The following is a 23,972-nucleotide window of genomic DNA, read 5'->3' as shown; positions in this document are numbered from 1 at the left end:
ATCTCTACCGGCCGAAATCGGCCCACATCGTCACCGGTCCACTCGGACCTGTGCCCGTTCCTGTCCAAGTTTGCCGGAAGAACGGCCAACGGGGTGTCGTCGTGGTCGGTGTGTCGGGGATCAGCTGTTTTCGGCTGCTCGTTCGGCGATACGCGCGAGTAGCCGAGAATGCACCTTGGCCGGGAGCATGTCGGAGACGTCGCCGCCGAAGGTCGCAACTTCCTTCACCAGAGAACTCGACAGGTAGCTGTAGGTCGGGTTCGTGGCAACGAAGAGCGTGTCGACGCCCGTGAGCTTCTGATTCATCTGAGCCATCTGCAGCTCGTAATCAAAGTCGTTCGCGCCGCGCAGACCCTTGACGATCGCGCTGAGTCCTTCTTGTTTCGCGTAGTCGACCAACAATCCGTGCCACGACGTGACGCGAACGTTGGGCAGGTGGCTCGTCGCGTCTTCGAGCATCTCGATCCGCTCGTCGATCGTGAACATGCCACGCTTGCTCTTGTTGATCAGCACGGTGACCACGACCTCGTCGAATTGCGCAGCAACTCTTCCGATTACGTCGAGGTGACCGTTGGTCACAGGGTCGAAGGATCCGGGGCAGACGGCGCCAGTCATGAGTCCAGACCGTAGCAGGTGGCCAGCTCGATGCGGGCTTCACCGTAGTTCTTGGCCTTGATCGGCTCGTAGCCCTGAGGCCACACGGTCTCCGGCGAGCGCGACGAACGTTCGAGTACGACGATCGTGCCCTCCCCCACCCATTTGTTGGCCTGCAGATCAGCGAGCATGGATACGACGGCCTCGTCGGTTACCGCATACGGCGGGTCCGCGATCACGATGTCGTATTCACGCGCGCTCGGACCCGAGACCACGGCCGCAACCGGAGCGGCGCGAACCGTCGCCCCCGGCAACGCGACAGTGCCGATGTTCGCCTTGATGACGGCAGCAGCCTTGGCATCGGATTCCACGAGAACAACGTGCTCGGCTCCCCGCGAGAGCGCCTCGAGGCCGAGAGCACCCGAACCCGCAAAGAGGTCGAGAACCGCGCACCCTTCGAGATCGATGCGCGCTTCGAGAGCACTGAACAGCGCCTCACGAACCCGATCCGACGTCGGACGGGTGCCGCTCGGCGGGACTCGCAGGCGTCGACCGCCCGCGAGTCCCGAGATGATGCGTGTCACTCTGCGGCGCTCTCCCCCGTCGAGACGACTACCAGCAGGTCTCCGCCCTCGACCTGTTGGACGGTGCTGATCGCGATCCGCGAGACGACGGCGGCGCGCGGCGAGGTGATCGCCGCTTCCATCTTCATCGCTTCGATCGTGGCCACGGTGTCGCCGGCCTCGATCTTCTGGCCTTCCTTGACCGCGAGCGTCACGACGCCCGCGAACGGTGCAGCCACGTGGCCCGGGTTGTTCTTGTCGGCCTTCTCCGCCACCGGTACGTCACTGGCAATGGAGCGATCGCGGATCGAGACCGGGCGCAGCTGGCCGTTCAGGATGCACATGACAGTGCGGTAGCCGCGCTCGTCGGGCTCGGAGATCGCCTCGAGACCGATGATCAGCTCCACGCCGGGAGCCAACTCGACCCGGTGCTCGTCGCCGCGCCGCAAACCGTAGAAGAACTGGTTTGCCGAAAGCCGCGACGTGTCACCGTACTTCTCGCGGTGTTCGAGGAATTCCTTTGTCGGGCCGGGGAACAGCAGACGGTTCAGCGTCGCCTGACGGTCCTTCGACGAGCCCTCTAGCAGCACCTCGTCCTCAGCGGACAACGTCGCTTCCGGCTTGGCCTGGCCACGTCCTTCGAGTGCCTTGCTGCGGAACGGTTCCGGCCAACCACCGGGAGGCGTACCGAGTTCACCGCGCAGGAAGCCCACCACGGAGTCGGGAATGTCGAACTTCGCCGGATCTGCGGCGAACTCCTCCGAAGGCACGCCGGCACCGACAAGATGGAGCGCGAGGTCGCCGACGACCTTCGACGACGGCGTCACCTTCACGAGATGCCCGAGCATGCGGTCTGCGTCGGCGTACTTGGCTTCGACCTCTTCGAACCGGTCGCCGAGACCGAGAGCAACGGCCTGGGTCCGGAGGTTGGAGAGCTGGCCGCCCGGAATCTCGTGCGTGTACACGCGACCCGTCGGCGCCGGCAGTCCGGATTCGAACGGCGCGTACACCTTTCGCAGCGCCTCCCAGTACGGCTCGAGGTCGCACACGTTCTGCAGGTTCAGTCCGGTGTCGAACTCGGAGTGCGCGGCAGCGGCGACGATGGCCGAGAGCGCAGGCTGGCTGGTGGTTCCGGCCAGTGCCGCGGAAGCACCGTCGACTGCGTCGGCGCCCGCCTGCCACGCTGCGAAGTACGTGGCCAACTGTCCACCGGGAGTGTCGTGCGTGTGAACGTGAACCGGCAGATCGAAGTTGCTGCGTAGCGCCGTCACCAGCTTGGTAGCTGCCGGAGCGCGCAGCAGGCCTGCCATGTCCTTGATCGCGAGCACGTGAGCGCCGGCATCAACGATCTCTTCGGCCAACTTCAGGTAGTAGTCGAGCGTGTACAGAGTTTCGTTCGGATCCGACAGATCACCGGTGTAGCTCAGCGCAACCTCCGCGAGGGCCGTTCCGGTTTCACGCACCGCGTCGATGGCGGGCCGCATCTGGTCGACGTTGTTGAGCGCGTCGAAGATTCGGAAGATGTCGATACCGGTGTCGGTGGCTTCCTGAACGAATGCGCGCGTGACCTTTTCGGGATACGGCGTGTAGCCCACGGTGTTTCGGCCGCGAAGAAGCATCTGAAGGCAGATGTTCGGGATCGCCTCGCGGAGTGCGGCGAGCCGGTACCACGGATCCTCGTGCAGGAAGCGAAGTCCCACATCATAGGTCGCGCCGCCCCAGGCTTCGATCGAGAGCAGTTCCGGCGTCAACCGCGCAACGTGCCCGGCTACTCCGAGCAGTCCGCTGGTTCGAACTCGCGTGGCCAACAACGACTGGTGCGCGTCACGGAAGGTGGTGTCGGTGATGCCGACGGCCTTCTGCTCACGCAGTGCCTTCGCGAAACCTTCGGGTCCGAGTTCGAGCAGTCGCTGACGGCTACCGGCAGGAGGAGGCGTCGAGAGATCGATCTTGGGCAGCTTGTCCTGCGGGTACACCGCCGAGGGCCGCTCACCGTGAGGCTTGTTGACCGTCACATCCGCGAGGTAGGTCAGGATCTTCGTGCCGCGGTCTGCCGAAGAACGCAGAGTCAGCAGCTGAGGACGTTCCTCGATGAAGGAGGTCGTCACGCGTCCGGCACGGAAGTCCGGGTCGTCGAGAACCGCCTGCAGGAAAGGAATGTTGGTCGAGACGCCACGAATGCGGAACTCGGTGACCGCGCGGCGAGCCCTCGCGACAGCGGCTTCGAGGTCACGACCACGGCAGGTGAGCTTGACCAGCATCGAGTCGAAGTACGCGCCGACCTCGGCTCCGAGCGTGGCGCCGCCGTCCAGGCGGATACCGGCTCCGCCCGGGGTGCGGTACGCGGTGATGCGGCCCGTGTCCGGGCGGAATCCGTTGGCCGGATCCTCCGTGGTGATGCGGCACTGCAGCGCCGCGCCGCGAAGCTTGATCGTGTCCTGTGACAGACCAAGTTCTTCAAGCGTCGAACCGGACGCGATCTTGAGCTGCGACTGGACCAGATCCACGTCCGTCACTTCTTCGGTGACGGTGTGCTCCACCTGAATTCGCGGGTTCATCTCGATGAAGACGTGATTGCCGCGCTTGTCGAGGAGGAACTCGACGGTGCCTGCGCACGTGTACCCGATCTCCTTCGCGAACGCGACGGCGTCGGCACAGATCTTGGCGCGCAACTCTTCCGAGAGATTGGGCGCCGGAGCAAGCTCGATCACCTTCTGGTGGCGACGCTGCAGCGAGCAGTCACGCTCGAAGAGGTGGATGACGTTGCCCTGCTCGTCGGCGAGGATCTGCACTTCGATGTGCCGGGGGTCGATGACGGCCTGCTCGAGGAAGACCGTCGAATCGCCGAAGGCCGATTCCGCTTCGCGCGCTGCGGCTTCGATCGATTCCTTGAGCTGTGAGCGCTCCGCAACGCGGCGCATTCCGCGTCCACCGCCGCCTGCAACGGCCTTGACGAAGATCGGGAAGGTCATGTCCTCGGCGGCCGCGAGCAACTCGTCGATGTCCGCTGACGGCTCCGAGGACGCGAGCACGGGGAGACCGGCGGCCTTTGCCGCTGCGATGGCCCGAGCCTTGTTACCGGTCAACTCGAGGATCTCGGCGGACGGGCCGACGAACTTGATGCCTGCCTCGGCGCACGCCGCCGACAGATCCGGGTTCTCGGAAAGGAAGCCGTAACCGGGGTAGATGGCGTCGGCTCCGGCACTCTTGGCGGCGGCGACGATTTCCTCGACTGAGAGATACGCCCGAACGGGGTGACCCTTCTCCCCGATCTGGTAGCTCTCGTCTGCCTTGAGACGGTGGATCGAGTTCCGATCCTCGTACGGGAACACCGCGACGGTTCCGGCACCTAGTTCGTAGGCGGCGCGGAAGGCACGGATCGCAATTTCGCCGCGGTTCGCGACGAGCACTTTGGAGAACATTCGAGAAAACTACCCCGATTTCATCTTGCGTCTACATGCGGAGTCTCATATTTCGGACTGAATCGAGAAACCAACCCGGTGGTCCTCGTGCTATTCGATTTCAGCTTGTCGTCATACCCGTCACGACTTCTCGAGGTACTCGATCCGGTCGGAGTCCAGGGCAGCGGTCACCATGGAAGCGAGGGCGGGATGATCCTCGAGCGACGGATCGGAGTCGACGATTCCCTGAGCGAACTCCCTGGCGGACTCGAGGATGTCTCCGTGAGCCATGAGGGAAAGCAGCCGCAGATTCGAGGTTGTGCCAGACTGCGCCGCACCGAGGATGTCTCCTTCACGTCTGGTCGCGAGGTCGAGTTGCGCCAGTTCGAACCCGTCGTTGGTCGCTGCCACCGCCGAGAGTCGCTCGTACGCCGGCCCGCCGGGATTGCTGCCGGTGACGAGGATGCACAGTCCCTGGTGCTTGCCTCGACCGACTCGTCCACGCAGCTGATGGAGCTGACTGACGCCGAACCGCTCGGCGTCGACGATCACCATCACCGTCGCATTCGGAACGTCCACACCGACTTCGACGACAGTCGTACAGACGAGGACGTCGATGTCACCGACGTTGAACGCGCTCATCACGACGTCTTTTTCGTCGGAAGGCAGTCGACCGTGCAGCAACCCGACTCGCAGATCAGCCAGCGGGCCACTCGACAGCTCTTCGAAGACGTCGACTGCCGACTTGGTCTCGGGCTGTTTCTCCTCGGTGAACTGGTCCTCACCGGCACCCTGCTCACCGTCGCCGATGCGTGAGCACACGACATACGCCTGACGGCCAGCGGCAACGTCCTCACGGATTCGTTCCCATGCGCGATCCACCCACTGCGGCTTCTGCTTCGCGGGCACGACGCTGCTCTTGATCGGGGTTCGCCCACGCGGTAGTTCCCGCAGAGTCGAGACCTCGAGGTCGCCGAGCACCGTCATGGCGATGGTTCGCGGAATCGGCGTTGCCGTCATCACCAGCAGATGCGGACTCAGACCTTCACGGGCACGTGATCGCAACTGATCACGTTGCTCGACGCCGAAGCGGTGCTGCTCGTCGACGACAACCATGCCGAGGTTGAAGAACTCCACGTTGTCCTGGATGAGCGCATGGGTACCGATGACGATCCCGGCGTCGCCGGTCACGGCTTCGAGCAGCGCTGCGCGCTTCGCAGCGACCGGCAGCGAGCCGGTCAGAAGGGCGATACGGGTGGAATGTTCGGCCGAACCGAGTTCACCGCCTGCGGCCAGCGGGCCCATCATCTTGCGCAGTGATCGCGCGTGCTGATTTGCCAGGACCTCGGTCGGTGCGAGCAACGCGCACTGATAACCGGCGTCGACGACCTGCAACATCGCGCGCAGAGCCACGATGGTCTTGCCTGACCCGACCTCGCCCTGAAGAAGCCTGCTCATCGGGTGTGGGCGGGCGAGGTCGCTGGAGATCTCCTCCGCGACTGCTTGCTGTCCCTCCGTCAGAGTGAACGGGAGCATCTCCTCGAACTGGTCCGCGATCCCGCCGGCAACCGGAGCGCAGGCCGGCGCCACACGCTCGGAATTGTCGTGACGACGCATCGCGAGGACCAACTGCAGAGACAGCGCCTCGTCGAAACGCAGACGATCCTGAGATCGTTCGATGTCCTCCTTGGTATCCGGGAGGTGAACGGTGCGCAGTGCCTCGTCCAAACCGATGAATCCGTGCTCGGCCCGAGTCTCGGCGGGCAACGGCTCCTCGATCGGATCGAGTTGATCGAGCACTTGCCGCACGCACCGCATGATGGTCCAGCTCTCGACCTCGCGGGTCGCCGGGTACAGCGGGATCAATGCGCGGTCGAAGACGGACAGATCGAGTTCGGCGCCGGGATCCTGGTTTGCGCGAGCCAGACCGGCAAGGTCACCGGCCCCCTTGATGGATGCAAGCGGAACTACCGAATCCTCCTCGCCGACACGAGGTTCCGGGAGAATCAGGTAGCTCGGGTGGGTGAGAGACCACTTGCCGCGGAAGTACTTCACCGTCCCGGAGAACATCGCGCGCACGCCGGGCTTGATGACGTGCCGCACCTTCTGCGGGTTGAAGAACGTGACGTCGACGGTCTGCGAATCAGTCGCGAGCGATACTCGCAACATCTGCCCCGGACGGTTCTTCATCTTCACGACCGCCGCCGACGCCACCCGCGCGATGATGGTGATGTGCTCACCTTCGGGCGGCTCCTTCTCGGCAAGTTCCTTGCCTGCCGACGCGTACCGGTGTGGGTAGTGACGCAGCAGGTCCTCGACCGTCCGAATCTCGAATGCCTCGTCGAGCGCGTCCGCGGTCTTCTTTCCCAGCAGCCGATCGAGTGGGTCGGCGAGCGTCGCCATCAGTTCCTCCAGCACAGTGTCGCGGTAAGCACATGTGTTCGTATATCAGTAGTCACCGACAGACCCGGTTCGATCACTCCACACCCAACTGGAACAGGTCACCCGGCTGATCACCCTGATAGACGAGCACGTCGACGCCCGGATGGTGCGCGATGACGTGCGCCTCGAGCTGCCCGGCCAGGTCGTCCGGCGCGTCGGCGCCCATGAGTAGGGTCACGAGTTCGCCACCGGATCCGAGCGCGAGGTCGACCAGTCGCGCACTCGACTCCGCGACGTCGGGACCGATGAGCACCACCTCGTGCCCCATCAGACCGATCGCGTCACCCGGATCACACGTCCCGACGTACGTCAGCGAACGCTCGACCGCAATTCGCAATGATCCCCAGCGCGTCGCAGCCGCCGCCTCGGACATCGTGAAGCCGTCGTCGGCGACGTTGCGTTGAGCGTCGTGAACGGCAAGTGCGGCCAAGCCCTGAACCATCGACGATGTCGACAGCAGCAGAACCTGGTGAAGCGGATCGCGTGCAGCGGCACTGACTGCGACCAGTTCCTGAGCCGTCAAGGCTCCGTTCGGCAGCACCAGAACTTCACTTCGCTCCATCTGACGAATGCGGCCGAGCAGTTGCGCACGTGTCACCGGCGCGTCGTCGCACCGAAGAACCGTCGCACCCTCACTCTCGAACAACGCCGCCGCACTCTCACCGGCAACGACGGCCAGAACGCCGCGGGCACCGGCACCCGGGAATCGCCTCTCCGCCCGTGCCACCAACTGGTCGCGTTCGTCGACGAGAAAACTGCTGATGCGAATACCGTGGACCTTCCCGGCTTCGAGGCCGGCTTCGACGGCTGCACCGGCATCGCAGCAATGCACGTGCACCGACCAGCCACCGAAGCCGTCGCTGACGATGACCGTCGAATCTCCGAGGACGGACAGCCGCGTGCGCAGCGCCGTCATGCGATCGTCGTCCGAGTCGTCGACGAGGTACATGACCTCGAAATCCTGTTCCGAGTGATCACCACATTCGATCGGGCTCTTGTGAGCCCAATCGTGATCGAATGCGCTGACGTCGACAACTGCGCTCGACCTCGGGTCCGGCGTCCCCAGATCCTCGCGAACCTGCGACTTCCCGGTCACCACCTCGACAAAAGCGTCGAGGATCAGAACCAGACCGAATCCCCCGGCATCGACCACCCCGGCCGACGCCAGAACGTCCAGTTGCTCCGGGGTCTTGTTCAGCGCGATCGCAGCCGCATCGGCAGCGGCGGCAACCACGGAAGCAAGATCCTCGCCGCTCGGCGTCTTGGTGTCGACGCACTCCTGCGCTGCCTCACCCGACGCGCGCAGAACCGTGACGATGGTGCCTTCCACCAGATCGGAGACAGCCCGAGAAGCCAGCCCCGTCGCCGTGGTCAGTGAGTTCGCAAAGCTCCGGCCGTCGATGTGCTCGCCTTGAACGCTCTCCGCGATACCCCGGATCACCTGGGAGAGGATCACTCCGGAATTACCGCGTGCACCGGACACTGCGCCCCGAGCCAGCGCGTTCGCGACGCGGCCTGCACTGCGGACGTCGTCCTCGATCGTCTCGGCGGAATCGAGCGCGGCCCGCATCGTGAACAACAGGTTGGTGCCGGTATCCGAATCAGGGATGGGAAAGACGTTGAGGCTGTTGATCTCACCGCGACGTTTCTGGAGGCTGTCGACCGCCCGGCGGGCCCAGCGCCGCAGCAGATGTCCGTCCGCGACGGATTCCGCTTCTTCGGCGACGCGTTGCACTTCCCCCACTGACGGTTCCCCTCCACGATGGACAGACAGACGATGGAAAGACTGACGATGAAAAAGAGATCGGTGATCGGTGCAGTCGAGGGTAGTCCGACGCTTCTGCGCAACCGTCATTACCGGGCGGTTTGGCCATTCGGGCCGGAAGCGGTTACTCTTACACGGTTGCCTCGAACGGGCTACACGAAATAATGCTGCACTTTGTTTGTTGCTGATTGACTGTTTTCACGTTCGGCTGCACAGTGAGCGGTCAAGGATCGGTTCGAAGTCGAGTATATTCGGATTGTAATTCTGGCTGCCCTACCGTGTAGGGTAACCACTTCAATATTCATTTCTAACAAGGAGTTCGCGACTATGGCTGCCGTCTGCGACGTATGCGCCAAGGGGCCCGGCTTCGGTAAGTCGGTCTCGCACTCGCACCGGCGTACCAATCGTCGCTGGAACCCGAACATTCAGTCTGTTCGTACCGAGGTTGCCCCGGGTAACACCCGTAAGGTCAACGTGTGCACCTCCTGCCTGAAGGCAGGCAAGGTCGCTCGGGGCTGATTGCCCGAGCACAAACTATTGCAGGCTCTGCCCCCGTCACTTCGGTGACGGGGGCAGAGCTGTATCTATGTGGCTGTATCTATGTGTCCCCGTGTTTCGTATGGCTGTCCGACACCCGTAATGTGCGTTGAGTGACTTCCATCGATGACCTGAGCAAAGTGACCCTCGACGAGGGCGTACTCCGCATCACCATTTCCACCGCCGCCAACGGCACCTCCCTCGACGACGAAGGACTGGTTCAGGGCGCGCAGGCGCTCGAGACAGCCGGAAACGACATCGGGAGCATCCTTCTGGTCGGCGAAGGCGCAAACTTCTGTGCCGGCGGCAACGTCCGTGCGTTCGCCGCAGCCCCTGACCGCGGCGAGTACGTCGCCGAGGTTGCCCGTGTCTTCCACGTGTTCGTTCGCGCGCTCGACGCCGCGACCGCTCCAGTGGTGGCCGGGGTCCACGGATGGGCTGCCGGCGCCGGAATGAGCCTGGTCTGCCTCGCCGACGTCGCAATCGGCGGCACCGGCACCAAGCTCCGCCCCGCGTACCCCTCCATCGGTTTCACCCCGGACGGCGGAATGTCGTGGACACTCCCCCGCATCGTCGGCGTGGCACGCGCTCGCGAGATTCTTCTCAACGATTCGGTGATCGGTGGCGACGAAGCCGTCCGCCTGGGGATCCTCACCCGACTCGTCGGCGACGACGAGGTCCAGGAAGAGGCAGCTCGCCTCGCCCGCGCTTTGGCCAACGGACCGAGTACGTCGTACTCGGGAATCAAAGCACTGCTGCGTTCGTCGCGGACGAACTCGCTCGCCGAGCAACTCGACGCCGAGGCTGCGTCCATCGCCCTCGCGGCGAACAGCCCGATCGGGCGCGAGGGTGTCGACGCATTCGTCGACAAGCGTCGCCCCGATTTCACTTCCGCAAAGCAGGCCTAGTCAGCTGGCATGCCGAATGTCGTGTCACGACGTTCGGCATGCCAGGTGAGTGCAGGCGCAGTTCGATCAGCCCAGATTCCAGTCGACCGGGTCGGCCCCGAGTCCGGTCAAGAGTTCGTTCGCACGACTGAACGGGCGCGAACCGAAGAAGCCGCGCGAAGCCGAAAGCGGTGACGGGTGCGCTGATTCGATGATCGGTGTGTCGCCCAGCATCGGCGCAAGAGTGGCCGCGTCACGACCCCACAAGATCGCCACCATCGGTGACGACCGCGCCACCAAAGCGCGGATAGCCTGCTCGGTCACCGGCTCCCAGCCCTTCTTACGATGAGAAGCGGCTTGACCCGGCTGCACGGTGAGTACGCGATTGAGAAGCAGCACACCTTGTTTCGACCACGGCGTCAGATCGCCGTTCGGCGGTATCGGCAACCCGAGATCCTGGTGATACTCCTTGTAGATATTACCGAGACTTCGTGGAACCGGCCGCACGTCCGGGGCAACCGAAAAGCTCAACCCGACAGCATGACCGGGCGTCGGATAGGGATCTTGACCGACGATGAGCACCCGAACGTCGTCGAACGGGTTCGTGAATGCACGCAAGACGTTCTCTCCCGCAGGCAGATACTCCCGTCCCGCAGCGATCTCTTCGCGCAAGAACTTACCCATCGCGGAGATCTGCTCCGAGACCGGTTCGAGTGCCCGCGCCCACCCTGGATCGACGATCTCTGCAAGCGGCGCCATCAGTCGAGCCTGCGCAACGCGTCGCGGTAGTACGCCGCATTGGCTGCGTACATCTTGACGTTTCCGTCGAGGTGGCCGAGCGGAACTTCGTATCCCGCACGGACCTTGGCGGGCACACCGAGTGCCATGCTGCGCGGGGGAACCTGCATCTTGTTGGCCACCACCGCACCCGCGGCGACGATCGACCCCGTCCCGATCACCGTTCCGTTGAGAACCACGGATCCCGATGCGATCAGGCAGTGGTCCTCGATGGTCGACCCCTCGATGTGCGCGTTGTGGCCCACCACGCAACCGGAACCGATGACAGTCGCATCGATGGCGGTGCAATGGATGACAGTTCCGTCCTGGATGTTGGATCCGGTTCCCACCGAAATGGTTCCGTAGTCACCACGCAATACCGCCTGCGGCCAGATCGAGGTGCCCGCCGCGAGAGTCACAGCGCCGATCACCACCGCGTCCGGGTGAACGTATGCGTCCGGATGAATGTCCGGAACTCTGTCTCCAAGTGCATATACAGCCATGAAAGCAACCTATACCGCGGTGGTGCCGGTGGTCGAAAAGCTGTGCCATCCCCCGCCGCTCTCGCGAAGTGCACCGTCGACGCTCACGCCGGAACCGGCCGCAACCGAACCGATCACAGTCCAACCCGACGGAATCTCGACCTCAGGCCCGAAAGTTGCTGCAAATCCGTGATCTTCACCACCGGAGAGGATCCAGTCCAGCGGATCGACGTCGAGCGCCTCGGCCGCCGATGCGACATCGGGTGAGGTGGGAACCGCGGCCGAGATGATGTCGAACCGCACGTGCGAGGCCTCTGCGAGATGTCGAAGGTCCGCGATCAATCCGTCGGATACGTCCGTCATGGAATGTGCTGATTCTGCGGCGTCCCATGCCGATTGATACGGCGGATTCGGAACACGATGAGCGGCAAGCAAGTCTGGAAAGCTTTCGGCTTCGTCGAGCAATACGGCTTCGTCGAGCAGTAGTGCCAACCCTGCTGCCGAGCAACCGAACAACCCGGCGACCGCGATCTTGTCACCGATCTTTGCTCCCGAACGCAGAACTGCCGGACGGCCACCGAGATCGCCGAGCACGGTCACCGACACCACGATCACCGGTGACTGGACCAGGTCACCGCCGACCACACCGGCCCCCAGATCAGTTGCCGCGTCCCAGATTCCCGCGGAGATTGCGTCGATCACGTCGACCGGAGTCGAAGGCGGGCATCCCAGAGACACGGTGAATGCCGTCGGCCGCGCTCCCATCGAGACGACATCCGCAGCGTTCTGTGCCACTGCCTTTCGGCCGATGTCGCGTGGCGAAGACCAATCCATTCGGAAATGCCGACCTTCGACCAGCATGTCGGACGAGACAACCACACGGCCGTCTCCGGACGTCACGATCGCGGCATCGTCACCCGGCCCCAATTCGGTGGTGACCGGTTGGATTCGGCCGACCAGAGATCGCGCGATCACGTCGAACTCCCCCACCTGTTCAACAGTGTGCTCTGACCCGAACTCAGATGATGCTGTGAACTCAGATGATGCAGCGAACTCCGATGATGCGATGAGTGTCTCCAATGCCGACGCAATTCGCTCGTAAGCGGCCTGCGGTACCTTCTAGCTGTGGTCGTGAATGCTTCTGCAAGCTCACGCGTGTGTCGGCAATCCTACCGATTCACCGACGTGCCCTGCGAAGTGACGAGACCGCTGATCGACTGGACCAGGACCCGAGCGAAGAACTGAGCATGGCAGAAAACACCTCCACCGCAGACAACGCCGACATCGACCCCGATAGCGACAACGATCCGTCCGAGCGCCGCAGTCCGGCGCTGATCGCCACCGCCATCGCGCTCCCGGTAGCCCTGATCGTCGGAGTGGTGATCGCGGCCGTCGTCGCGGGAAACAACCCTGAACTCTCGCCGGTAGCGCTGGGACCCGTACCGGCACCGGCAGCGGAGTCGGAGGCCTGCGTTTCCCTCCTCGGTGCGCTCCCCGACAAGATCGACGACTTCACGAAAGCCGAGTTGGTTGACCCTGCTCCGGCTGGAGCGGCAGCTTGGCAGCGCAGCGAAGGTGAGCCGATCGTGTTGCGCTGCGGGCTCGACCGTCCGACCGAGTTCGACCAGGCTGCAGCACTACAGGTTGTGAACGGTGTCCAATGGTTCCAGGTCTCGGGAACCGACGTCGGTCTGGCTGCGAGCACTTGGTTTGCCGTAGACCGCGGTGAGTACATCGGTATCACGATCCCCGACGGGACCGGCCCGACGCCGATTCAGGAGATCTCCGACACCATCACGGCGACTCTCGAACAGAAGCCCCTCGACCCGGCGCCGGTCGCGGTTCCCTGATCAGCGAAGTCCGGTACCGCGAGCGATGGCGGTGTCGACCAGTGTCGAAATCAAAGTGCGGTAATCGATTCCGGTGGCGTTCCACATCTTCGGATACATCGAGATGGAAGTGAACCCGGGCATCGTGTTGATCTCGTTGATCACCGGGCCGTCAGCCGTGACGAAGAAATCGACCCGCGAGAGTCCCTGGCAATCGAGTGCCTTGAACGCGCGGACTGCAAGCTCCCTGATCTGGTCGCTCACCGACTCGTCGAGTTTCGCGGGGATGTCGAATTCGCAGACGTCGTCGAGGTACTTGGTGTCGAAGTCGTAGAACGCGTCCGAATCGGTGTCGGAATCCGGCATCCGGATCTCAGCGACCACACTCGCCTTGACGTCACCGTTCGGGAATTCGAGGACGCCGCATTCCACCTCACGGCCGATGATCGCGCCTTCGACGATCACCTTGGGATCGTGCAGGCGCGCATGAGCGATCGCCCCGTCCAGACCGTCCCAATTGCTCACCCGGGTGATGCCGATGGACGAACCACCACGAGCGGGCTTCACGAACACGGGAAGGCCCAACTCCGCCTTCTGCTCTTCGGTCAGCGTTGCGATTCCCGGTCGAAGCACGACCTGCACTCCGACGGGAAGTCCTTCAGCGGCAAGAAGCTTCTTCGTGAACTCTTTGTCCATGCCGGCGGCGCTGGCCAGGACTCCGGGTCCGACATACGGAACCCCGGCAAGTTCGAGCAATCCCTGAATGGTGCCGTCTTCGCCGTAAGCCCCATGCAGAACGGGGAAAACGACGTCGACCGACGCGAGCACAGCACCGGCGTCGGAGCCGTCGAAGGAGATGATCTCGCCCTCACGGGTGGGGTCCGCGCTGAGGACCACCGACGTTCCGTCTTTGTCGACCGACGGCAACGCGCGCCCGCTGATCGCGAGGGAGCTGGGGTCGCTCGACCCGAGGACCCAGGAACCGTCGACGGTGATGCCGATCGGTACGACGTCGTACCGATCCGGGTCGAGGTTGCTCAGGACGCTTCCGGCGGAAACACAGGACACTGAATGCTCATTGCTCCGGCCACCGAAGATCACGGCCACGCGGGTACGGCTGCTGTTCACGCGTCAAACCGTACCGCCGAATCGACTTCGGCACGCGATCGGGCCGGGCCGGAAATCATCGACGTGGTCCGCTCACGCGTCGAGCGCGCGCTCGATGTCGGCCAGAAGATCAGCGGTGTCCTCGATGCCACAAGCGATTCGGACAAAACCCGCACTGACCGGATCGCCCCAGCGCGCACGACGATCCGCCGTCGTGTGGATCCCACCGAAGCTGGTGGCGGCCGTGACGAGATTGCCCGCTTCGACGAACGAGTGGAATGCTTGAGCCGAATCCAACTCGACGCTCACCAATCCGCCGAATCGTTTCATCTGACCGTATGCCGTTGTGTAGGACGGGTCACCGCGAAGGCCGGGATAACGAACGGACCGGACCGCTTTGTGTCCAGCCAACATCTCGGCCAGGGCCAGCGCGTTGTCGCACTGACGCCCGAATCGCAGGCCTGCCGTGCCGAGACTCCGGTGCGCAAGCCACGTCTCGAAGGGGCCGAGCACTGTTCCCGAAAGAAGTCGCTCACGCTCGATCCGCTGACTCACCGCCGCATCGGAAGTAGCGACGTAACCCATCAGGAGGTCACTGTGCCCGCTGAGTGCCTTGGTACCGCTGGCCACCACGACGTCGGCACCCAATTCGAGCGGGCGCTGCCCCAGCGGTGTTGCAGTCGTGTTGTCGACGATCAGCAGCGCACCCGCTCGGTGGCACACGTCGGCGAGCACGCGAAGGTCGACCACGTCCAGCACCGGGTTGGACGGCGTCTCGGCGACGACGACCACGCGACCCGGTGACGCGTCGAGCAGATCCGCGAAGCTCGCGTCGCCCATCTGCAGGGTCGAGACTTCGCGAACGGTGATTCCCAACGGAGCCAACCGTTCGTTCGCGTACAACCGCACCTGGTAGTACCCGTCCGAGGGCACGACGACGGTATCCCCGGCGACGAGCACGCTGCGCAAGGTCGCGGTGATCGCAGACATCCCCGACCCCATGACGAGTGCGTGGTCCGCCCCTTCGAGCGCCGCGAGCGCCGATTCGAGTCCGCGCCAACCCGGGTTCGACGCTCGAGCATAGGTATCGGACTCGGAGCCTTCGTCCACCGAAAGTTGGTACGGCGCAGCAAATATCGGACCCAGCTGCATGGGCTGACCCGCAGCGTGTTCGCGCGCAACGGCGCTCACACTGCGCGTCGAATCCCCGTAACCCTCGAAATCACTCACATTAATTTCACTCATTCCGGCTTCGTCCGGCGTCCGAGCAACTGACCGATCGCATCGCTGACGGCCATGCCTTCGTGGCACACCCGATGGACCGCGTCGGTCAACGGCATCTCCACGTCGTAGCCGGCAGCGAGTGCGCGTACCGACGTACACGACTTCACGCCCTCGGCGACCTGACCGTTGGTTGCCTTCTGTGCCGACTCCATCGACCCGCCCCGTCCGAGTCGCTCTCCGAACGTCCGGTTTCGCGACAACTCGGACGTGCAGGTCGCGACCAGATCACCGACGCCCGCCAAGCCTGCAAGCGTCGACGCCTTGGCGCCGAGCGCGACACCGAGCCGAATCGTCTCGGCGAGACCACGGGTGATGATGCTGGCAACCGTGTTGTCGCCGAATCCACTACCGGCGGCCATGCCGCAGGCCAGCGCGATCACGTTCTTGCACGCGCCACCGATCTCGCAACCGATGACGTCGGAGTTGGTGTACGGCCTGAAATAGCCGGTAGCGCAAGCATCCTGGAGAGCGAGGGCACGCGAGGAATCCGAGCAGGCGATCACCGTGGCCGCTGGCTGCCCGCTGGCGATCTCGTGTGCAAGATTCGGGCCCGAGAGCACCGCGACGCGCCCCGGTTCCACGCCGGTCACCGACACGATGACCTGGCTCATGCGCATGAGCGTCCCGGCCTCGATTCCCTTGGCCAGACTCAGCAGAGTCGCATCGGGTCCGATCGAGCCTTTCCACTGCTCCAGGTTTCCCCGTAGCGACTGCGAGGGAACCGCCAGCACGATGAAGTCAGCGCCTGCCATCGCCTCCTCGTGGTGGTGGGTCGCGCGAATCGACGAAGGCAAAGCAATGCCTGGCAGATAGTCGCTGTTCTCGTGCGTGGTGTCGATGCGCTTCGCGACCTCTTCACGCCTGGCCCACATCGTCACGTCGGTTCCGGCCTCGGCCATCACCTTGGCCAACGCTGTTCCCCACGAACCTGCGCCCAATACAGCTGCCTTACTCACACGCTCACCCCGTCTACCCGGCGAAGCGGGTCGCCGCCAGAAAAATCGTCTGCACAGAGTATCGCCTGTGGTGCGCTGCGGTGGGCAGCCGCGGACACCGAGCGTGATGACTGGCAAGATCGAGGGATGGACAGCGCGGAACCCCCGTACCCACACGTCGTGGAGACACCGCATGCGCGCACGGAGATCGAACGCCCCATGCATGCGATAGTGGCCGTCAAGTCCTTGAGATCGGCCAAGTCCCGGCTCGCGGGCGAACTCGACGCGGACGCGCGTGCAGACCTCGTGTTGGCCATGCTTCACGACACCCTCGCGACCGTTGCCGCCGTCTCTGCCATCGACACCGTCACGGTGGTCACCCCAGACCCGACCGTTGCCGCTCTTGCGTATTCCGTCGGCGTGACGGTCTACGCCGATCCAGCTCCCGACATCTCGCTGACCAACGGCGCCTCACCGCGCGCGGAGGAAACCCTCAACGCAGCGTTGAGTGCAGCGGCCGCCGATATCCGAGCCAAACGCGGAGTGGTCGACCTCGTTGTGCTGCAAGCCGACTTGCCCGCGATGCGACCGAGCGAACTGACGGAGGCCGTGGCCGCCGCCCGAAGCGGTGGACGTTCAGTCGTCGTCGATCACCACGGCTCCGGCACTTCCGCATTGTTTGCGTGTGGCGAGAGTGCGCTCGACCCCCGATTCGGTCCGGAATCCGCACGGGGACATGCTAATTCAGGTGCTCGTCCACTCAACGGCCAATGGCCGGGACTGCGCACCGACGTCGACACCCACGCCGACCTCGACACCGTGCGCGCACTGGGAGTGGGCCCCGCGACATTGGCTTCGTTGACCAGACTCAAGGCCACGCCGTCGAACAGTCGATGAATTTTCTTTCATCGATTGTCGGACCGCGCGATTGTGGGGGATGATCGACGAGTGAGCAATGGCGAAGCACTCGAAAACCGTATTTCCGAAGACCAGTCGGACGGAGACCACAGCTCCGGCCGGCACGAGAACGGCGCGGCCACCTCGCCGCGATCTCAGGCCGTCGCGGTCGCCACCAACATCCCGGGCGCTCCCCCTGCAGCTACCAAGGCAGAGCTACCCGAATTGCTCGTCGGACTTCCCGAGGATCGTTACCTAAACCGCGAACTCAGCTGGCTCGATTTCAATGCCCGTGTTCTCGCATTGGCTGCCGACGAGTCACTGCCGTTGCTCGAACGCGCAAAGTTCCTCGCCATCTTCGCTTCCAATCTCGACGAATTTTTCATGGTCCGGGTCGCCGGACTCAAGCGCCGCGACGAGACGGGACTGTCGGTCAGGTCCGCCGACGGCCTCTCCCCACGCGAACAATTGGCGCTCATTGCGCGTCGCACCCAGGAACTCGCCGACAAGCACGCACACGTGTTTCTCGACTCGGTCCGCCCTGCCCTGGCGGCAGAAGGCATTTCAATTGTTCGATGGGCCGACCTCAGTGCCGACGATCACGGCCGGCTCTCGGCGCATTTCCACGAGCAGGTCTTCCCGGTACTGACGCCGTTGGCAGTCGATCACGCCCACCCGTTCCCCTACATCAGCGGACTGAGCCTCAACCTCGCCGTGACAGTGAAGGACTCCGTCACCCGCGGCGAACACTTCGCTCGCGTCAAGGTCCCCGACAACGTCGGCCGGTTCGTGCGAGTCAAGAGCACGACGTCTTCGTCCACCATCGATTCGTTCCTCCCGATGGAAGAACTGATTTCGGCTCATCTGGACGTGCTGTTCCCCGGAATGGAAATCGTCGAACATCACGCCTTCCGAATCACACGCAACGCCGATTTCGAGGTCGAAGAGGATCGGGACGAGGATCTGCTGCAGGCACTCGAACGTGAATTGGCGCGTCGTCGTTTCGGTTCGCCCGTTCGCCTCGAAGTTGCCGACGACATGACCGAGCACATGCTCGAACTGCTTCTGCGTGAACTCGACGTCGATCCGGCTGACGTGATCGAGGTTTCCGGGCTCCTCGACTTGTCCTGCCTCTGGCAGGTTTACGCCGTCGATCGCCCGGCGCTCAAGGACGCTCCGTTCGTCCCGGCGACGCATCCGGCGTTCGGCGAGCGTGAGACACCGAAGAGTGTGTTCTCGACCCTGCGCGAGGGCGACGTGCTCGTCCACCACCCTTACGACTCGTTTTCCACCAGCGTTCAACGCTTCATCGAACAGGCCGCGGCCGACCCGCAGGTGCTCGCGATCAAGCAGACCCTGTACCGAACTTCGGGCGACTCCCCCATCGTCAACGCACTGATCGACGCCGCCGAGGCCGGCAAGCAAGTTGTTGCCCTCGTGGAGATCAAGGCGCGCTTCGACGAGCAGGCCAACATCAAGTGGGCACGCAAACTCGAGCAGGCCGGCGTTCACGTCGTCTACGGTCTCGTCGGTCTCAAGACTCACTGCAAGACGTGCCTCGTCGTCAGGCGCGAAGGTTCGACCATTCGTCGCTACTGCCACATCGGCACCGGCAACTACAACCCGAAGACCGCGCGCATGTACGAGGACGTCGGATTGCTCACCGCAGCACCGGAGATCGGTGCCGACCTCACCGACCTCTTCAACTCGCTGACCGGATACTCCCGAAAGACGAGCTACCGCAACCTTCTCGTTGCGCCGTACGGGGTTCGCCGCGGGATCATCGAGCGGATCGACAACGAGATCGCTCACAAGCTTGCAGGCCGCGATGCCGGTATCCGCTTGAAAGCCAACGCATTGGTCGACGAGCAGGTCATCGACGCGTTGTACCGCGCGTCCAAGGCCGGTATCCCCGTCGAGATCGTGGTCCGCGGAATCTGCGCGCTCAAGCCGGGTGTTCCGGGCCTCAGCGAAAACATCGAAGTACGTTCCATTCTCGGGCGGTTCCTCGAACACTCGCGAATGTTCCATTTCCGCTCGGCCGACGAATTCTGGATCGGCAGCGCAGACATGATGCACCGCAACCTCGATCGCCGCGTCGAGGTCATGGTGCAGGTCAAGGATCCGAAACTGTCGAAGCAACTCGGTGACATCTTCGATTCCGCTCTCGATCCGCGAACTCGCTGCTGGGTACTGCATCCGGACGGCAGTTGGGTAGCTGCCCCCGAACGCGGTGAGGACGTACGTGAGCATCAACAGTCGTTGATGCGCAGCCGCACCGCCAGCGGGTCTTGACGGGCTCGGATCACACCATGAGCGACAAGCCGGTCAAAGCCAACATCTTTGCCGCAGGCGCGGTTCTGTGGCGGAAGGCTCCCCAGGATCCTTCCGCCATCGAGATCGCCGTCGTACATCGACCGAAGTACGACGACTGGTCATTCCCCAAAGGAAAGCTCGATCCAGGCGAGACCTTCTTGACCGCAGCAGTTCGCGAGGTCCGCGAAGAGACCTCGATCACCGGACGTTTCGGAAGGCACCTCGGTGGCGTGACGTACCCGATCCCGGGACATCGCAAACTCAAACGAGTCGAATACTGGTCGGCCGAAGCAGTCGACGGAGATTTCGGGCCGAATAACGAAGTAGATGTTCTCTATTGGCTTCCGGTCGCCGAGGTCGCCGATCATCTTTCCTACCCGATGGATCGAATGATTCTTCGCCGCTTCGTTTCCATTCGGCCTGACACGAAAACGGTATTACTCGTCCGCCACGCAAAGGCTGGAAGCCGTAAGCGGTACAAGGGCGACGACAATTTGCGTCCACTCGACGCCAAGGGCAAAGAACAATCCGCCGCCTTGGTCGAACAGCTGAAAATCTTCGGAGCCGATTCGGTTTTCGCGGCTGACCGTACGCGCTGCATCGACACCGTAATGCCGTTGGCGGAGGCATTGGGTGTCGAGATTTCGACGGAACCTCTTCTGACCGAAGAAGGTTACGAGGCCGATCCCGACGCCGCTCGGGCACGTGCGCTGCAGATTGCCGCACTGGAGGGCACTCCAGTGATCTGCAGCCAAGGAGGCGTCATCCCCGATTTGATGCGCTGGTGGGCTGATACGGCCGGTGTAACACTGCCCTCTGCACGCAACCGTAAGGCGAGCACTTGGGTGCTCTCGTTCCTCGACGGCCGTCTCGTCGCCGCCGATCACCTCGACAGCCCGCTCCCCAAAGTCGCCAACTCCTGAGGGATTTGGACCAACCGGCCCCAGCTCGATTCGGTAGTTTTGCAAAGCACTGAAACACAGGAGAATTCACACTTCTCCCAGACAGCGAAAAGAGGTGGAGCCGCGGATCAGATCCGCGGCCGCCCCCCCCCCCCCCCCCCCCCCCCACCTCTTTGTCTTACGGCATCGGGTTTTTCACCCGAACGCGACTACTTTCCGCGCTTGGCCGGAGCCTTCTTGGCCGGAGCCTTCTTGGCTGCGGTCTTGGCCGGAGCCTTCTTGGCCGGAGCCTTCTTGGCCGGAGCCTTGGCTGCGGTCTTGGCCGGAGCCTTCTTGGCGGGAGCCTTGGTGGCAACCGTCTTCTTGGCTGCGGTCTTGGCCGGAGCCTTCTTGGCGGGCGCCTTGGTGGCAACCGTCTTCTTGGCTGCGGTCTTGGCCGGAGCCTTCTTGGCGGGCGCCTTCGCGGCAACCGTCTTCTTGGCTGCGGTCTTGGCCGGAGCCTTCTTTGCCGGAGCCTTCTTGGCTGCGGTCTTCTTGGCAGCAGCCTTCTTGGCTGCAGCCTTGGTGGCCGGTGCTGCTACGCCACGCTTGACTGCCGGGCCGGTGGCCGGAAGCTTCTGTCCACCAGCGATAACAGCCTTGAACTGCGCACCCGGACGGAAAGCCGGAACCGACGTCGGCTTGACCTTGACGGTCTCGCCCGTACGCGGGTTGCGTGCAACACGTGCTGCACGACGACGCTGCTCGAAGACTCCGAAGCCGGTGATGGTCACGCTCTCGCCACGGTGGACGGCGCGGACGATGGTGTCCACGACGTGCTCCACTGCGTCGGTCGCTGTGCGCCTGTCCGAACCCAGCTTTTCAGTCAGAACATCGATGAGCTCTGCCTTGTTCATTGAAATTCCTCCGCTAATTGTGGTCCACCGTCGGACCGACTGAGAACCACGGTAAACCTGATAACGGCAAGAGTCTATGTGCCACGCCAATTCTCATTCAACGTGACTGCGAAATGGTGACCTATTTCTCTTCCCGCGCGGAGTTGCGGATTTCGGTTCAGCCCTGCGAAATTCGGGCTGGAAGGGTAGTCGGTTTCCATGAAGGCCTTGACTTTTCGAACTCGGAAATCGCCTCTACCTGCCGCAATGTCAGTCCGATGTCGTCGAGACCCTCCAGCAGACGCCACCGTGTGTAGTCGTCAATATTGAACGGCACCACCGTAGTTCCGGCGCTCACGGTCCGATTCTCGAGATCTACTGTCAATTCCAGTCCGGGCTGCTCTTCGAGCAACTTCCAGAGCAATTCGACGTCGCTCTGCTCGACTTGTGCCGCTACGAGACCGGCTTTTCCGGCGTTCCCGCGGAAGATGTCGGCGAACCGGGAAGCGATGACGACCCGAAATCCGAAGTCGGAGAGAGCCCACACGGCATGCTCACGCGAAGAGCCCGTGCCGAAATCGGGCCCGGCTACGAGGACACTTCCCTTGTCGTACGGAGCCAGATTGAGAATGAAGTTGCGGTCGGTGCGCCAGCCTGCAAACAGCCCGTCCTCGAATCCCGTGCGCGTCACCCGTTTCAGGTACACGGCAGGGATGATCTGATCGGTATCGACATTCGAGCGTCGCAGCGGGACGCCGATACCCTTGTGCGTGGTAAAGGATTCCATCGAAATTCTCCTCGAGATGGTAAGTGGGTCAGACCAGATCGGCCGGTGCCGAGAGCGTTCCGCGGACCGCAGTGGCAGCCGCGACGAGCGGGGAAACCAGATGGGTCCGACCGCCTTTACCCTGTCGGCCTTCGAAATTCCGGTTGGACGTCGATGCCGAACGCTCGCCGGGAGCAAGCTGGTCAGGGTTCATTCCCAAGCACATCGAGCAACCGGCCTGGCGCCATTCGGCCCCTGCCGCCGTGAAGATTTCACCGAGACCTTCACTTTCGGCTTGAGCACGCACCCGCATCGAGCCGGGAACGATGAGCATCCGAACGCCCTCTGCCACATGGCGACCCTCGAGCACCTCGGCCACCGCGCGCAGATCTTCGATGCGTCCGTTGGTGCACGAACCGACGAAGACGGTGTCGACAGCAACATCCCGAAGCGCCATGCCGGCGTCGAGACCCATGTAGGTGAGCGCCTTCTCGGCAGCCTGACGCTCGCTCTCGTCGACGATCAGTTCCGGATCGGGCACTCGGTCACCGAGCGGTGCACCCTGTCCCGGATTGGTTCCCCACGTGACAAAAGGCGTCAATGCGCTTGCGTCGATGTGGACCTCGTTGTCGAATTCGGCGCCCTCGTCGGTCTTGAGCAACTCCCACGCGGCGACGGCTTCGTCCCACTCTGCGCCCGACGGTGCATGCGGACGGCCCTTGATGAACTCGTAAGTGGTCTCGTCCGGTGCGATCATGCCCGCACGGGCTCCGGCCTCGATCGACATGTTGCAGATGGTCATACGAGCTTCCATCGACAGTTTGCGAATGGCCTCGCCGCGGTACTCCAGGACGTAGCCCTGGCCGCCGCCGGTGCCGATCTTGGCGATGACTGCCAGGATCAAGTCCTTGCTCGTGACGCCAGGAGGCAGCTCGCCGTCGACCGTGATCGCCATGGTCTTGAAGGGGCGCAACGACAATGTCTGCGTCGCCATCACGTGCTCGACCTCGCTGGTGCCGATTCCCATTGCGAGCGCACCGAATGCGCCGTGCGTCGACGTATGACTGTCGCCGCACACCACGGTGGTTCCCGGCTGAGTCAGGCCGAGCTGCGGTCCGACCACATGCACGATGCCCTGATCGAGATCGCCCATGCGGTGCAAGCGAACTCCGAACTCCTCGCAATTTCGGCGCAAGGTGTCGACCTGAGTCTTGGACACGGGATCGGCGATCGGCTTGTCGATGTCGATCGTCGGAACGTTGTGGTCCTCGGTGGCGATCGTCAGGTCGGGACGGCGCAACGGGCGTCCGGCCAAGCGAAGTCCGTCGAATGCCTGCGGGCTCGTCACTTCGTGAACGAGGTGGAGATCGATGTAGATGAGGTCGGGATCCTGCCCCTCCCCTTTCACGACAACGTGGTCGTCCCACACCTTCTCGGCGAGAGTGCGTGCTTTCTGTGCCATGTCTTCCACCTCTGTACGTAGCCTCGCGTCGGCGGACTACGGGCTGGCCCGCCGCGCGTGAAGTAGGTCTCCAGCCCTCACAGCAGATGCAGACTGCCCCTAGGAAATGCACTAGCCCTTCAGCAAATGCGCTAGTCCACCAGGAAATGCG

The 23,972-nt window shown here is 63.3% G+C and carries 20 protein-coding genes; 6 read left to right on the top strand and 14 right to left on the bottom strand.

Annotated elements, in window-relative coordinates:
• Positions 1–120: 120 nt before the first annotated feature.
• From coaD to AC3WQS_RS08565, 5 genes are all read right to left on the bottom strand, one after another.
• Complete coding sequence (gene coaD, locus AC3WQS_RS08585; RefSeq protein ID WP_003942776.1) at positions 121–615, bottom strand: pantetheine-phosphate adenylyltransferase; 495 nt, start codon at positions 613–615, stop codon at positions 121–123.
• Positions 612–1,178, bottom strand: a complete 567-nt coding sequence (gene rsmD / locus AC3WQS_RS08580) for a 16S rRNA (guanine(966)-N(2))-methyltransferase RsmD (RefSeq protein WP_003942746.1) — start codon at positions 1,176–1,178, stop codon at positions 612–614. The genes coaD and rsmD overlap by 4 nt, the downstream gene beginning before the upstream one ends.
• On the bottom strand, positions 1,175–4,579 hold the full coding sequence (locus AC3WQS_RS08575) for a pyruvate carboxylase (protein WP_492713282.1): 3,405 nt from the start codon (positions 4,577–4,579) through the stop codon (positions 1,175–1,177). Before AC3WQS_RS08575 ends, rsmD begins: the two co-directional genes overlap by 4 nt.
• A gap of 120 nt (positions 4,580–4,699) precedes the next feature.
• On the bottom strand, positions 4,700–6,961 hold the full coding sequence (recG, locus tag AC3WQS_RS08570) for an ATP-dependent DNA helicase RecG (protein ID WP_029255116.1): 2,262 nt from the start codon (positions 6,959–6,961) through the stop codon (positions 4,700–4,702).
• Between the two features lie 73 nt (positions 6,962–7,034).
• Entirely contained in the window at positions 7,035–8,744 is a 1,710-nt protein-coding gene (locus AC3WQS_RS08565) for a DAK2 domain-containing protein (protein WP_020907273.1), read from the bottom strand.
• Between the two features lie 348 nt (positions 8,745–9,092).
• Here AC3WQS_RS08565 and rpmB point away from each other — a divergent pair, with 348 nt between their 5' ends.
• Complete coding sequence (gene rpmB / locus AC3WQS_RS08560; protein WP_003942669.1) at positions 9,093–9,284, top strand: 50S ribosomal protein L28; 192 nt, start codon at positions 9,093–9,095, stop codon at positions 9,282–9,284.
• A 131-nt stretch (positions 9,285–9,415) separates the two neighbouring features.
• A complete protein-coding gene (locus AC3WQS_RS08555) occupies positions 9,416–10,210 on the top strand; it encodes an enoyl-CoA hydratase-related protein (protein WP_060938662.1) in 795 nt (264 codons plus the stop codon).
• 66 nt (positions 10,211–10,276) lie between these two features.
• Here AC3WQS_RS08555 and AC3WQS_RS08550 read toward each other — a convergent pair whose 3' ends face one another.
• Genes AC3WQS_RS08550 through AC3WQS_RS08540 form a run of 3 tightly spaced genes read right to left on the bottom strand, consistent with a single transcriptional unit; the run spans position 10,277 to position 12,528 of the window.
• A complete protein-coding gene (locus tag AC3WQS_RS08550) occupies positions 10,277–10,948 on the bottom strand; it encodes a uracil-DNA glycosylase (RefSeq protein WP_020907272.1) in 672 nt (223 codons plus the stop codon).
• Positions 10,948–11,469, bottom strand: coding sequence for a gamma carbonic anhydrase family protein (locus AC3WQS_RS08545; RefSeq protein WP_020969320.1), 522 nt, complete (start codon positions 11,467–11,469; stop codon positions 10,948–10,950). Before AC3WQS_RS08545 ends, AC3WQS_RS08550 begins: the two co-directional genes overlap by 1 nt.
• A gap of 9 nt (positions 11,470–11,478) precedes the next feature.
• Positions 11,479–12,528 carry a thiamine-phosphate kinase gene (locus AC3WQS_RS08540; protein ID WP_492713283.1) on the bottom strand — a complete coding sequence of 350 codons (1,050 nt, stop codon included), beginning with the start codon at positions 12,526–12,528 and terminating at the stop codon, positions 11,479–11,481.
• Positions 12,529–12,605: 77 nt separating this feature from the next.
• On the opposite strand from AC3WQS_RS08540, the gene AC3WQS_RS08535 reads away from it, so the two are divergent.
• Entirely contained in the window at positions 12,606–13,298 is a 693-nt protein-coding gene (locus tag AC3WQS_RS08535) for a DUF3515 domain-containing protein (RefSeq protein WP_080910870.1), read from the top strand.
• Here the strand turns inward: AC3WQS_RS08535 and AC3WQS_RS08530 are convergent, their stop codons facing one another.
• From AC3WQS_RS08530 to AC3WQS_RS08520, 3 genes are all read right to left on the bottom strand, one after another.
• A complete protein-coding gene (locus AC3WQS_RS08530; protein WP_492713284.1) occupies positions 13,299–14,405 on the bottom strand; it encodes a D-alanine--D-alanine ligase family protein in 1,107 nt (368 codons plus the stop codon).
• 72 nt (positions 14,406–14,477) lie between these two features.
• Positions 14,478–15,629, bottom strand: coding sequence for a cystathionine gamma-lyase (locus AC3WQS_RS08525; protein WP_492713285.1), 1,152 nt, complete (start codon positions 15,627–15,629; stop codon positions 14,478–14,480).
• Complete coding sequence (locus tag AC3WQS_RS08520) at positions 15,626–16,624, bottom strand: NAD(P)H-dependent glycerol-3-phosphate dehydrogenase (RefSeq protein ID WP_492713286.1); 999 nt, start codon at positions 16,622–16,624, stop codon at positions 15,626–15,628. The genes AC3WQS_RS08525 and AC3WQS_RS08520 overlap by 4 nt, the downstream gene beginning before the upstream one ends.
• A gap of 126 nt (positions 16,625–16,750) precedes the next feature.
• Between AC3WQS_RS08520 and cofC the strand changes: the two genes are divergently transcribed.
• Genes cofC through AC3WQS_RS08505 form a run of 3 tightly spaced genes read left to right on the top strand, consistent with a single transcriptional unit; the run spans position 16,751 to position 20,739 of the window.
• A complete protein-coding gene (gene cofC / locus AC3WQS_RS08515; protein WP_081098351.1) occupies positions 16,751–17,500 on the top strand; it encodes a 2-phospho-L-lactate guanylyltransferase in 750 nt (249 codons plus the stop codon).
• A gap of 51 nt (positions 17,501–17,551) precedes the next feature.
• Entirely contained in the window at positions 17,552–19,795 is a 2,244-nt protein-coding gene (locus AC3WQS_RS08510) for an RNA degradosome polyphosphate kinase (RefSeq protein ID WP_003942685.1), read from the top strand.
• A 17-nt stretch (positions 19,796–19,812) separates the two neighbouring features.
• Positions 19,813–20,739, top strand: coding sequence for a bifunctional NUDIX hydrolase/histidine phosphatase family protein (locus tag AC3WQS_RS08505; protein ID WP_019747939.1), 927 nt, complete (start codon positions 19,813–19,815; stop codon positions 20,737–20,739).
• Between the two features lie 188 nt (positions 20,740–20,927).
• On the opposite strand, the gene AC3WQS_RS08500 is transcribed toward AC3WQS_RS08505, so the two are convergent.
• The 3 genes from AC3WQS_RS08500 to leuC form a co-directional block, all read right to left on the bottom strand.
• Positions 20,928–21,614 carry an HU family DNA-binding protein gene (locus AC3WQS_RS08500; protein ID WP_020907264.1) on the bottom strand — a complete coding sequence of 229 codons (687 nt, stop codon included), beginning with the start codon at positions 21,612–21,614 and terminating at the stop codon, positions 20,928–20,930.
• Between the two features lie 157 nt (positions 21,615–21,771).
• On the bottom strand, positions 21,772–22,380 hold the full coding sequence (leuD, locus tag AC3WQS_RS08495) for a 3-isopropylmalate dehydratase small subunit (protein WP_492712713.1): 609 nt from the start codon (positions 22,378–22,380) through the stop codon (positions 21,772–21,774).
• A gap of 28 nt (positions 22,381–22,408) precedes the next feature.
• Positions 22,409–23,830 carry a 3-isopropylmalate dehydratase large subunit gene (leuC, locus tag AC3WQS_RS08490; RefSeq protein WP_019747936.1) on the bottom strand — a complete coding sequence of 474 codons (1,422 nt, stop codon included), beginning with the start codon at positions 23,828–23,830 and terminating at the stop codon, positions 22,409–22,411.
• Positions 23,831–23,972 lie beyond the last annotated feature (142 nt).

Source organism: Rhodococcus sp. FW305-130 (assembly GCF_058788335.1).
Note: the sequence above shows the minus strand (reverse complement) of the source record. Positions and strands in the feature narration are given on the sequence as shown.